Below are 12272 nucleotides of genomic sequence, written 5' to 3'. Positions count from 1 at the left end.
CCCGAAACGGTCAGGAGCACGGGCCCGACACGGGCCCCGGGGAATACACCCACGCTCCGTGACGCTGAGAACACGACAACATCCGTTCGATTTTTGCCCCAAAGGGGTGAGGTCGGTGCGGGGAGGTAGACTTAACCGTGTCTGGCCGGACGCACGCCCGCGCTTGCCCTGAGCGAACCTGTGTGGGATGCCGGGAGCGAGCGGCCAAGAGCGAGCTGCTGCGCATCGCGGTGGACGAGGATGCTTGCGTCCCCGATCCTCGCGGTACGCTGCCCGGCCGGGGTGCATATGTGCACCCCGTCACTGTCTGTCTGGACCTGGCGGTTCGCCGCCGGGCATTCCCCCGGGCCTTCAAGGCCAAGGGGCCGCTCGATTCCGCGGAAGTGCAGCGGTACGTCGAGCGGGTGACACCGTAAGAAACGAGAACGGCACGGGACCCCGTGCGGTCAGGTACCTCGCGAGTTGGAAGTAGGTCGAGATTGCGATGAGCACTCGATGAGTACGCGATGAGTACGCCCATGAAGTAGCGACGGTCCGGCGGTAACCCGGACCTAAAAGGAGCGAAGTGGCTAAGGTCCGGGTATACGAACTCGCCAAGGAGTTCGGCGTCGAGAGCAAGGTCGTCATGGCCAAGCTCCAAGAACTCGGTGAATTCGTCCGTTCGGCGTCCTCGACGATCGAGGCGCCGGTTGTACGCAAGTTGACTGACGCACTGCAGGGGCCCGGCGGCAACGCCGGCAAGTCCGCTGCCAAGCCTGGCGCGCCCCGCAAGGCCGCGCCCTCGAAGCCCGCAGCGCCGTCCCCGGCTGCTGCGGCACGTCCCGCTGCCCCCAAGCCCGGCGCCCCGGCCCCCAAGCCGGCCGCAGCCGAGGCCCCCAGCAGCACCCCTACCGCTGCCGCGCCTTCCGCGCCGTCGGCGGGCCCGCGTCCGGGTCCCAAGCCCGCGCCGAAGCCCGCTCCGGTCACCCCGGTGCCCGCAGCAGAGTTCTCCGCTCCGGCCCCGGCCCAGCCGGCCGCGCCGCAGCAGGCCCCGCGTCCCGCGGGTGCCACCCCCGGTCCTCGCCCCGCCCGTCCGGCTCCGGCCGGCGGTCAGCGTGACGGTGGCCGTGGCGGCGAGCGTGACGGTGGCCGTGGCGGCGACCGTCCGGCCCGTCCCGCAGGCCAGGGCGCCCCGCGCCCCGGCGGCTCCCGTCCGGCGGGTCCCCGTCCGGGCAACAACCCCTTCACCTCCGGTGGCTCGACGGGCATGGCCCGTCCGCAGGCACCCCGTCCCGGTGGCGCCCCGCGTCCCGGCGGCGGCCAGGAGCGTCCGGGCGGTGCGCGTCCGCAGGGCGGCCCCGGCGGCGCCCCGCGTCCGCAGGGTCAGGGCGGTGCCCGTCCGACTCCGGGTGGCATGCCCCGTCCGCAGGCTCCGCGTCCGGGCGGTGCTCCCGGTGGTAACCGTCCGAACCCGGGCATGATGCCGCAGCGTCCCGCTGCCGGCCCGCGTCCCGGTGGTGGCCCCGGCGGTGGCCGTGGTCCCGGTGGCGGCGCAGGTCGTCCCGGTGGCGGTGGCGGTGCAGGTCGTCCCGGTGGCGGCTTCGCCGGCCGTCCGGCCGGTCCCGGTGGCGGCGGCGGCGGTTTCGCCGGTCGTCCCGGTGGCGGCGGTGGCGGTGGCGGCGCAGGTCGTCCCGGTGGTGGCGGCGGCGGCTTCGGCGGTCGTCCCGGCTTCGGTGGACGTCCCGGCGGCCCCGGTGGCCGTGGTGGCACACAGGGTGCGTTCGGCCGTCCCGGCGGTCCCGCACGTCGTGGTCGCAAGTCGAAGCGGCAGAGGCGCCAGGAGTACGAGGCCATGCAGGCCCCGTCGGTGGGCGGCGTCATGCTGCCTCGCGGCAACGGACAGGCTGTCCGGCTGTCGCGCGGTGCCTCCCTCACCGACTTCGCGGAGAAGATCAACGCCAACCCGGCGTCGCTCGTCGCCGTGATGATGAACCTCGGCGAGATGGTCACTGCCACGCAGTCCGTCTCCGACGAGACTCTGAAGCTGCTGGCCGAGGAGATGAACTACATCCTCGAGATCGTCAGCCCGGAGGAGGAGGACCGCGAGCTGCTCGAGTCCTTCGACATCGAGTTCGGCGAGGACGAGGGCGGCGAAGAGGCTCTGGTCTCGCGTCCGCCGGTCGTGACCGTCATGGGTCACGTCGACCACGGTAAGACCCGACTGCTGGACGCGATCCGCAAGACGAACGTCGTTGCGGGCGAGGCCGGCGGCATCACGCAGCACATCGGTGCGTACCAGGTCTCCTCCGAGGTCAACGGTGAGGACCGCAGGATCACCTTCATCGACACCCCGGGTCACGAGGCGTTCACCGCCATGCGTGCCCGTGGTGCGAAGTCCACCGACATCGCGATCCTCGTGGTGGCGGCGAACGACGGTGTGATGCCCCAGACGATCGAGGCGCTGAACCACGCCAAGGCGGCCGACGTGCCGATCGTGGTCGCGGTCAACAAGATCGACGTCGAGGGCGCCGACCCGACCAAGGTGCGCGGTCAGCTCACCGAGTTCGGTCTGGTGGCCGAGGAGTACGGCGGCGACACGATGTTCGTCGACATCTCCGCGAAGCAGGGCCTGAACATCGAGGCCCTTCTGGAGGCCGTCGTCCTCACCGCCGACGCCTCGCTCGACCTGCGGGCCAACCCGGAGCAGGACGCGCAGGGTATTGCGATCGAGTCCCACCTCGACCGCGGCCGCGGTGCCGTTGCGACCGTCCTGGTCCAGCGAGGCACTCTGCGGGTCGGCGACACGATGGTGGTCGGCGACGCCTACGGCCGAGTCCGCGCGATGCTCGACGACAAGGGTGAGAACGTCGAGGAAGCGGGTCCGTCGACCCCCGTCCTCGTCCTCGGTCTCACCAACGTCCCGGGCGCCGGCGACAACTTCCTGGTGGTCGACGAGGACCGTACGGCCCGTCAGATCGCCGAGAAGCGTGCCGCCCGTGAGCGCAACGCCAACTTCGCCCGCAAGGGTGTCCGGTTCTCCCTGGAGAACCTGGACGAGGCGCTCAAGGCCGGTCTGGTCCAGGAACTCAACCTCATCATCAAGGGCGACGCGTCCGGTTCGGTGGAGGCCCTCGAGTCCTCGCTGCTCCAGCTCGACGTCGGTGACGAGGTCGACATCCGGGTCCTGCACCGCGGTGTGGGTGCGGTCACCGAGTCGGACATCGACCTGGCGACCGGCTCCGACGCCATCGTGATCGGCTTCAATGTGCGCGCCGCAGGGCGTGCGCAGCAGATGGCCGAGCGCGAAGGCGTGGACGTCCGGTACTACTCGGTCATCTACCAGGCGATCGAAGAGATCGAAGCGGCCCTCAAGGGCATGCTCAAGCCGGAGTACGAAGAGGTCGAGCTCGGTACGGCGGAGATCCGCGAGATCTTCCGCTCGTCCAAGCTGGGCAACATCGCCGGTGTGCTGGTCCGGTCCGGCGAGGTCAAGCGCAACACCAAGGCGCGCCTGCTGCGCGATGGCAAGGTCATCGCGGAGAACCTCAACATCTCCGGTCTGCGCCGCTTCAAGGACGACGTCACCGAGATCCGCGAAGGCTTCGAGGGCGGTATCAACCTCGGAAACTTCAACGACATCAAGATCGACGACGTCATCGCGACGTACGAGATGCGCGAGAAGCCGCGAGGCTGACCCGTACCTCAACAGTCGGGGCCGGTCGACGGGTCGTATTCCCGTCGATCGGCCCCGGCCGTTCCGTGTACGGTTCTTGTGTCCCTGCCAAGCACTGGCGGGGCGCGAACCCGAACCGGCGGGACATCCGGACATACATGTATGTGGGGACACTGTCCTTCGATCTGCTCCTCGGCGACGTACGGTCGTTGAAGGAGAAACGCTCCATCGTCCGGCCGATCGTCGCCGAGCTGCAGCGCAAGTACGCGGTGAGTGCGGCGGAGACGGGCGGACAGGATCTCCATCGCAGGGCAGAGATCGGCCTTGCCGTGGTCTCCGGGGACACCGGACACCTCACAGATGTACTGGACCGGTGCGAGCGGCTGGTCGCCGCCCGGCCCGAGGTGGAGCTGCTGTCGGTTCGACGGCGGCTGCACAGCGACGAAGACTGAACAACGTCAGAACTGTTCGACGCGGCACCGTCCGACGCGCAGGCGTCGGACCCCGCAGGCGTCGGACCGTAAGCAACCCAGAAGGAAGAGTGACGGACCGGTGACCGACAACGCGCGGGCCCGCAAGCTGGCCGATCGCATCCAGGTCGTGGTCGCGGAGACCCTGGACCGGCGTATCAAGGATCCGCGGCTCGGATTCGTGACCATCACGGACGCCCGGGTCACCGGCGACCTGCGGGAGGCCACGGTCTTCTACACGGTCTACGGCGACGACGAGGAGCGGGCGGCCTCGGCCGCTGCGCTGGAGAGCGCCAAGGGCGTGCTCCGCTCCGAGGTCGGCCGGCAGACCGGGGTCCGGTTCACGCCGACCCTGGCCTTCGTCCCGGACGCCCTGCCGGACAACGCCCGCACCATCGAGGACCTCCTCGACAAGGCGCGGGCCAAGGACGCGGAGGTCCGCGAGGTGTCCACCGGCGCGAAGTACGCGGGTGACGCCGATCCGTACCGCAAGCCGGAGGACGAGGCGGACGAGTCCGACGAGAACGAGGGCTCAGCCTCCGAATGACACAGCAGAACAGGACGCCGGACGGCCTTGTCATTGTCGACAAGCCGTCCGGCTTCACTTCGCACGACGTCGTCGCCAAGATGCGCGGCATCGCCCGCACCCGCCGCGTCGGGCACGCCGGCACGCTGGACCCGATGGCGACCGGCGTTCTCGTGCTCGGTGTCGAGAAGGCCACCAAGTTGCTGGGCCATCTCGCACTGACCGAGAAGGAATACCTCGGCACGATCCGGCTCGGCCAGGACACCGTCACGGACGACGCCGAGGGCGAGATCACCTCGTCCACCGACGCGTCGGGCGTCACGCGTGAGGGCATCGACGCCGGTGTCGCGGCGCTGACCGGGGCGATCATGCAGGTGCCGTCCAAGGTCAGCGCCATCAAGATCGACGGCAAGCGCTCGTACGCGCGGGTGCGCGGCGGCGAGGAGTTCGAGATCCCGGCCCGGCCGGTGACGATCTCGTCCTTCAACGTCTACGACGTCCGCGAGGCGGTCGCGGAGGACGGGACGCCGGTCGTCGACCTGGTCGTCTCCGTCGTCTGCTCCTCGGGCACGTACATCCGTGCCCTCGCCCGTGACCTCGGCGCCGGGCTGGGTGTCGGTGGGCATCTGACCGCTCTGCGGCGCACCCGCGTCGGTCCGTACGGTCTCGATGCGGCGCGCACGCTGGATCAGCACCAGGAGGAGCTGACGGTGATGCCGGTCGCGGAGGCCGCCGCCGCAGCGTTCCCCCGCTGGGACGTGGACGAGAAGCGGGCCAAGCTGCTGCTGAACGGGGTGCGGCTGGACATGCCCTCGTACCCGCCGGGCCCGGTCGCGGTCTTCGGGCCCGACGGCACCTTCCTGGTACTGGTCGAGGAGCAGAAGGGCAAGGCCAAGAGCCTCGCCGTCTTCGGCTGACGGCAGGCCACCGGCGCCGGGATCGCGACCGGACACCGGAGCCTCATCGTGGAGCGGGCAGCCCCCCGCCCGCTCCACGATCCCCCTAGGGGTGTCTGTCCACCGGAACCCACGAATTCACCCCCACGAGCAGGCGCTCGGAGTGAATCAGGGGTGCACTCGGGGGCGCGTTTGCTCCGAGTGGTTCTCGCGCTGATCACTGCCGACCTAACGTCGGACCATGGGAAGCGGGGACCGGTCGACGCTGGTACGTATCTGCGATCCGGTCGGCCGGCCGCGAGGGACGGGGTTCGTCGCGGACGACCGCGGCACGGTCGTCACCAGTCACGAAGCGGTCGACGGCCTGCTGCGACTCGTACTGCACGGGACAGGTGATCGCAGCTGCCGCGTCGAGGCCGATGCGATCACCACCCTCCCGGAGCTGGGCCTCGCGCTGGTGCGTACCGGCGGACTCGACGTCCTCGGCGTGGAGCCGCTGCCGATCGTCCTGCGGGACCGGATCGAGGCCGGTACGTACGTACGCATCGCCGCCCACGGCTGGCGTGAGGCGCGTGTGCTGGGCGTGGCCCCGGTGACGTACACCGCGACCGACCGCTCCTACCGGGTCGGCGCCGCGATGGAGCTGGCGCTCGGCACGGACGGCCGAGACGCCCTGCGGCTGCGCGGGGCGGCGGTCGGCGGGCCCGTGGTCGATCCGGACAGCGGTGCGGTCATCGCCGTGGTCGGCACCGCCCTGCGCGGCGAACACAGCGCCGCCGGGTTCGCCGTGCCGCTGGTGGGCGCGGAGACCGTCGAGCCGCTCGGCGAGCTGCTGCGGCGCAATGCGACGACCGTCCCCGGATACGGACGCGACCTCAACCTTGCCGGTGCCCTGCAGCTCGCCGCCATGTCCATCGGGGCCGCGGGAGGTCCGAGCGCCTGGCCCGATCCGGTCGAACGCCCGGACATCACTGCGGAGTTCACGGCGTTCACGGCCGCCGGGGAACGCCCTGCGGTCGTGTTCGGTCTCGTCGCGGAGCCCGGCACCGGCCGCACCACCGAACTCGCCGCGCTCGCCGCCCGCCGGGCCCGCGGCTGCGACCCCGCCCTGACCCTCTGGCTGCGCGGCGCCGATCTACTGGCCGACGATGGCTCGGTCGCCGACGCGATCTCCCGCGCTCTCGGGGAGGCCGGGCGGATCGTCACGGCGTCCGGGGCCGGCGGCGACATGGCGACGGCCACCCCCGAGCGGGTGGCCCGGCTCGCCGCCGATTCCGGGCGCCCGCTGCTCGTCCTGCTGGACGCCCCCGAGGAGATGCCGCCCGTACTCGCTCACCGGCTGGACCGGTGGACGGCGGGAACGGTCGACTGGCTGCGGAGCAACCGGGCACGGCTGGTGGTCGCCTGCCGGCCCGAGTACTGGGAGACGGCCGGTGCGCTCTGCCCGCCCGGAGCGCTGCACCGCCCGGCAAGGCCGGCCCGCCGGCTGCCGTCCGCCGTCCGGCTCGCCGACCTCACCGCGAGCCAGGCCGAGGGTGCCCGGGACCGATACGGCATCCCGGCCGACGCCTTGGCCCCCGGCCACGACCGGCATCCGCTCACCCTGCGGCTGCTCGCCGAGGTACGCGCGGCGCTCCCCGAGGACGTGGCCGGACGGCCGGACACGGACGACGTCTTCGGCGCGCACCTGGACCTGATGTGCCTGCGCATCGCGGTCCGGATCGCCGCGGCGTCCCGTCCGGTGCTCAGGGGCACGGCGGTGCGGCGGCTGGCCGCCCGGGTGACGGGACGGGTCCACGAAGCGGCGCGCCGCTGTCTCGGGCCGGGGCAGGGGGAGCTGGACCGTGCGGCGTTCGAGGAGGTCTTCCCCTGGCGCACGGGATGGGCGTCGGCGGTCCTCACCGAAGGCCTGCTGGTCCCGGCGGGTGGGGGCTATCGCTTCGCGCACGAGGAGCTGGGGGACTGGGTGCAGGGCGTCCATCTGGACCTGGACAAGGCGCTGCGGTCTCTGGTGCACCGGTGGCACGAGGAGGTACCGGGCGGTGGTGGAGCCAGGACGGCGGGGGAACGCGTTCCGGTCCAGCGGAGCCCGCGGACCGGCCGCCGGACGTCGGTTGCCTCCGAGCAGGGGCCTGTACGGGGGCATGTGCGGGAGGCCGACGCGGCTTCGGGAGCGAGGTCCGCGCACGAACCCCACACGCTCCCCGTACCGCGCCATCGAATCGGCCCGGTGATCCAGGCCCTCCTGCTCCTGGGCCGCAGGCAGGGCGCTGCCGCGCTGTCCCGCCGGCTGACCGATCTGATCGACGCCTTGGACCGGCTGGCCGATCTGATCCAGGCCGTCGACCGGCTGTCCACCGGGACGGACTCCCCTGGCCACGGCGTCCCGACGGCAGGGCACCGCGAATCCGGCGGCTGCGGCCGGTCCGGACGAGGGCGCCGCCCGGCCCGGCGGGGCCGAGGACGCCGGCCCGCTGCACGACGCCTCCTGGTGGGCGGCTCATCTCCTGTCGCAGACACTGCTCCGGGTGCCCGATGCCGGGCCGCACGTGGAAGTGCTGCGGCTTCTCGCCGGTCGTATCGTCCGGCGGTCCGGCGCGCAGGGAGGGACGGGGAAGCCAGGAGGCGCCCGCGATGTCCCGCCCGGCCCGGGACATCGCCGACACTCCCTGGGGGCGTACGCCGAGTTCGGCCCGTGGTTCTGGCGCCGGCTGCGGCTGCCCGAGGCGGACCGGATCGACCTGCTGCGCCGGCTGGTGCCTGCGGACGGCCCGCCGCGCGGAGACCGGTGGGACGGCGACCGCGACGGCCGACGGGGCCGGGTCGTCGCCTGTCGTGACGGGGGCGGGGACAGCGGCGAGGAGCGGTTCCTGGATGTGGTGGCCGGACGGCTCGTCGCCCGGCCCCGGATCGTGCAGCCCCTGCTCTGCCTCTGGTTCACCGATGAGCGCCCGCTGCCCGCCGAGGACGGTGTGGCGATGCGGCCGACCGTCGCCGCGGCCGCGCAGGCGCTCCTGTACGCCCGTCGTGCCCTCGCCGTCGACGATCTGACCGACGCCCTCGTCGCGACCGGCCAGCCGCGCGCCGACGAACTGCTCACCGCGCTGGCCGAGGACGAGCCGGCCGCGCTGTGCCGGGCTGTCGAGCGCTGGGCCCGCGATGCCGGCCGGCGGGTCCTTCGGGGCGCCGCCGCCACGTACGGGCTCGTCACCGCACCGCATGCGACCGCCGAAGCCGATCGTGCACTGCTGCGGCGCTCCGCGCTCGCCCTGCTGGCCCACCCCGCCGACGCCGACCTGCACGGAGCCGCGCTGACCCTCCTGGTACGCGATCCGCGGACCCGGGACCGCTATCTGCCGCAGGCCCTGCGGATCTTCGTGCAGGGCGATCCGCATCTGTCCGCGGCCGAGCTCGTCGTCGCCCTGCCGACCCATCACGAGCCGGTGGTCGCCGCGTTCCGGGAGGCGATCACCCGGCCCGGTGACGGTGCGGGCAAGGTGCTGCGCTCGCTCGCCGGGATCGACGCCCCGGCGCTGGCCCTGCACGCGGCCGGTCTGGTGCGGGCGTACGTCGACAGCCATCCTGAGGACGGCGCGCACGCTGCCGCGTACGTCGACCGCAGGCTGGAACGCGGGCCCGCCGCCCGCGCTCTGCTGCTGCCCCTGATGAGCGGTCTGTTGCGGGACCGTCCGGCCCCGGCATCCGTGCGTGGCGCGCTCGCCGAGGTGCTGGCCGCGCCAGGCACCCCGGCTTCGGGGGCGCTGCGCGCCGAGCTGCTGGAGATGCTGCTGGAGTTCGAGCAGGGGGCCCACCGCGACCCGGTCGTGCTCGATGCACTGCTCTGTGCGGCGGCGACCGGATCCGCACGGCGTGCGCCGGCCCGTACCCGAGCGCTGGTCCACCGCACCGGGATGCTGCTCGTCCGCACCCCCGAAGGGGCGGCCCGCTTCGACCGCCGGCTGGTCGAACTGGCCCGTGACGTGCCCGGATTCGCCCGGCTGGTCACCGGATGGCTGGCCGAGGCGCCGCAGGAGTGGGCGGCCGTCGTCGGCCCCGGTGCGCGGCGGACCGTGGAGACCCTGTCCACCGCGATGACGATGCCGATGCAGGCCCCGGGCCGGGGGCATGGCAGTCTTAGACCTGCATAAGAGGTAAACCCACGTACACAGGTTCGGGCGAGGAGCGGTCACAGTGCAGCGCTGGCGTGGCTTGGAGGACATCCCCCAGGACTGGGGACGCAGCGTCGTCACCATCGGCTCCTACGACGGGGTGCACCGCGGACACCAGCTGATCATCGGCAGGGCCGTGGAGCGCGCGCGCGAGCTGGGAGTGCCCTCGGTCGTCGTGACGTTCGACCCGCACCCCAGCGAGGTCGTCCGGCCCGGCAGCCATCCGCCGCTGCTGGCCCCGCACCACCGGCGCGCCGAGCTGATGGCCGAGCTGGGAGTGGACGCGCTGCTGATCCTGCCGTTCACGACCGAGTTCTCGAAGCTGGCGCCGGCCGACTTCATCGTGAAGGTCCTGGTCGACAAGTTGCACGCGCAGCTCGTCATCGAGGGTCCCAACTTCCGTTTCGGCCACAAGGCCGCGGGGAACGTGCAGCTTCTCACCGAGTTCGGTGCGACGTACGACTACAGCGTCGAGGTCATCGACCTGTATGTGAGCGGCGAGGCGGGCGGCGGGGAGCCGTTCTCGTCCACCCTCACCCGCCGGCTCGTCGCCGAGGGCGATGTGGCGGGTGCCGCCGAGATCCTGGGCCGTCCGCACCGCGTCGAGGGCATCGTGGTGCGCGGCGCACAGCGTGGCCGCGAGATGGGTTTCCCGACGGCGAACGTGGAGACCCTGCCGCACACCGCGATCCCCGCCGACGGCGTGTACGCGGGCTGGCTGAACGCGAACGGCGAGACGATGCCCGCCGCGATCTCGGTCGGCACGAACCCGCAGTTCGACGGCACGGAGCGGACGGTGGAGGCGTACGCGATCGACCGCGTGGGTCTTGACCTGTACGGACTCCATGTCTCCGTCGACTTCCTCGCGTACGTCCGAGGCATGGCGAAGTTCGACTCGCTCGACGACCTTCTCGTGGCGATCGCCGCCGATGTGAAGCGGGCCGGCGAGCTGGTCGCGGCGTACGACCGGGGCTGATCCTTCGCTCACCTACGGCTCCGGCCGGGACCGCGCAGAGCGGGTCCCGGCCGGAGCCGTAGGTGCATCGGGAGGCGGCTCAGGAGTTCAGCTCCTCCAGCGTCCTGCCCTTGGTCTCCACCGCGAACAGTGCGATCACCGCACCGACCACGGCCATGCAACCCAGCTGGGCGAAGACCATCGTCAGGCTGCCCCCCGAGCCGATGATGGCGCCCACCACGATCGGTCCGAGGATGACACCGAGCCTGTTCCACACCCCGCCGAACGACGCCCCGCGCGCACGGCTGCGGGTCGGGTACAGCTCCGGTGTGTAGAGGTACAGGCTGACGTTGGTCGCGAAGACGAAGAGTGTCGCGACCGACGCCCAGACCGCGACCTGTCCGCCCGAGGTGGCACCGGACACGGCCAGCGAGAGCAGGGCGACCGCCGCGCCGCCGAGCCCGATGGTGAGAGAGATCCGGCGGCCCACCCGGTCGATGATCAGGGCCACGAGGAGACAGCCGATCAGCCCGGTCACATTGCTCAGCAGCGAGTAGTTCAGCGCGGTGCGCAGATCGAGGCCGAACGTCTTGGTGTAGAGCGAGGGCAGCCAGGTCGCGATGCCGTGGTTGACGTAGTACGCGACGAACCACAGACCCGAGACGACCACCGTGCGCCGCAGATAGCGGCCGGTGAACAGGTCGCGCAGGCCGCCGCGGGTTGTCTCGACGGCTGTCGAGGGGCCGGGCTCCGGCAGCTGCGCGCCGATGGACTTCTCGACGTCCTGCTCGATCCGGGCGATGACCTGCTCGGCCTCCTCGACCCGGCCGCGGGAGAGCAGCCAGCGTGGCGACTCGGGGACCTGGCGGCGCAGGACGACCACCAGCAGCACGGGCAGGGCGCCGATCAGGAACATCACACGCCAGCCGAAGCTGGGCACCACCCAGCTGGCCACCAGGGTCGCCGAGGCCAGACCGGCCGGGAAGATGAGCTCGTACAGGAGCACGAACCGGCCGCGGTGGTCGGCGCGTGCTATCTCGTTGATGTACGTGGCCGCGACGGGCACGACGCCGCCGATGCCGAGCCCCTGGACGAACCGGAAGGCGGTGAACAGGGCGAAGCCGGGCGAGACGGCGACGGCGAGGCTGGCCAGCGCGGTCACGGCCACGCCGAGCGCGACGGTACGGACCCGGCCGATGCGGTCGCCGAGCCAGCCGGCGACGAGTGCGCCGAGCAGCATGCCGACCGAACCGCTGGTGACGATCAGTGTGCCCTGGCCGGTGCTCAGCTTCCACTGTTCGGTCAGGACGGGCAGTGCGGAGGCGGTCAGCAACTGGTCGAACGCCTCGAAGAACGTGACGGCGCCGATGAGCGTACGGACCTTGATGTGCCAGCGAGAGCTCGGCAGGCGTTCGAGCCTGGCCGAGATGGAGCTCACGGTGGGGCCGGTGGCCACGATTGACATGGGGATCCTTCCGCGAACAGAGGAGTTGCGGCGACCCTAGAAAGAAGTGTCTTAGGGGTCAACAACTAAGCACTTAAATTTCATAACGAAGTGAACCCCGTCTGAACAGGCATTTTGATAGTGAGCGAGCTACAGGCAT

7 protein-coding genes and 1 pseudogene are annotated in these 12272 nt (G+C 71.6%); 7 read left to right on the top strand and 1 reads right to left on the bottom strand.

The window, feature by feature from the left end; genetic code table 11:
* The first annotated feature begins 137 nt into the window (after nucleotides 1-137).
* The 7 genes and pseudogenes from OG963_RS13905 (at nucleotide 138) to OG963_RS13875 (ending at nucleotide 10689) form a co-directional block, all read left to right on the top strand.
* Nucleotides 138-416: a YlxR family protein gene (locus OG963_RS13905; RefSeq protein WP_078879240.1), complete on the top strand. Its 279-nt coding sequence runs from the start codon at nucleotides 138-140 to the stop codon at nucleotides 414-416.
* 149 nt (nucleotides 417-565) lie between these two features.
* On the top strand, nucleotides 566-3673 hold the full coding sequence (gene infB / locus OG963_RS13900; protein WP_078879239.1) for a translation initiation factor IF-2: 3108 nt from the start codon (nucleotides 566-568) through the stop codon (nucleotides 3671-3673).
* A gap of 137 nt (nucleotides 3674-3810) precedes the next feature.
* Nucleotides 3811-4104 carry a DUF503 domain-containing protein gene (locus tag OG963_RS13895; RefSeq protein ID WP_030933278.1) on the top strand — a complete coding sequence of 98 codons (294 nt, stop codon included), beginning with the start codon at nucleotides 3811-3813 and terminating at the stop codon, nucleotides 4102-4104.
* 100 nt (nucleotides 4105-4204) lie between these two features.
* Nucleotides 4205-4669: a 30S ribosome-binding factor RbfA gene (gene rbfA, locus OG963_RS13890; protein ID WP_030933275.1), complete on the top strand. Its 465-nt coding sequence runs from the start codon at nucleotides 4205-4207 to the stop codon at nucleotides 4667-4669.
* A complete protein-coding gene (truB, locus tag OG963_RS13885; protein ID WP_030933272.1) occupies nucleotides 4666-5565 on the top strand; it encodes a tRNA pseudouridine(55) synthase TruB in 900 nt (299 codons plus the stop codon). Before rbfA ends, truB begins: the two co-directional genes overlap by 4 nt.
* Nucleotides 5566-5785: 220 nt before the next feature.
* A pseudogene (locus OG963_RS13880) lies at nucleotides 5786-9692 on the top strand (trypsin-like peptidase domain-containing protein).
* Nucleotides 9693-9735: 43 nt separating this feature from the next.
* The gene (locus tag OG963_RS13875) at nucleotides 9736-10689 is read left to right on the top strand and encodes a bifunctional riboflavin kinase/FAD synthetase (RefSeq protein WP_030933266.1); all 954 of its coding nucleotides are present in this window, start codon (nucleotides 9736-9738) and stop codon (nucleotides 10687-10689) included.
* A gap of 79 nt (nucleotides 10690-10768) precedes the next feature.
* Here OG963_RS13875 and OG963_RS13870 read toward each other — a convergent pair whose 3' ends face one another.
* The gene (locus OG963_RS13870; protein WP_030933263.1) at nucleotides 10769-12133 is read right to left on the bottom strand and encodes an MFS transporter; all 1365 of its coding nucleotides are present in this window, start codon (nucleotides 12131-12133) and stop codon (nucleotides 10769-10771) included.
* Nucleotides 12134-12272: the final 139 nt, after the last annotated feature.

Source organism: Streptomyces sp. NBC_01707, assembly GCF_041438805.1.
In the GTDB taxonomy this organism is placed as follows: Bacteria; Actinomycetota; Actinomycetes; order Streptomycetales; family Streptomycetaceae; genus Streptomyces.
The sequence above is the reverse complement of the archived record's forward strand: the minus strand, read 5'-3'. Positions and strand labels throughout refer to the sequence as shown.

Coding starts and splice junctions, on each gene's coding strand:
- OG963_RS13895 (WP_030933278.1), top strand. CDS start 3,811: ATGTATGTGGGGACACTGTCCTTCGATCTGCTCCTCGGCGACGTACGG.
- truB (WP_030933272.1), top strand. CDS start 4,666: ATGACACAGCAGAACAGGACGCCGGACGGCCTTGTCATTGTCGACAAG.
- OG963_RS13870 (WP_030933263.1), bottom strand. CDS start 12,133: ATGTCAATCGTGGCCACCGGCCCCACCGTGAGCTCCATCTCGGCCAGG.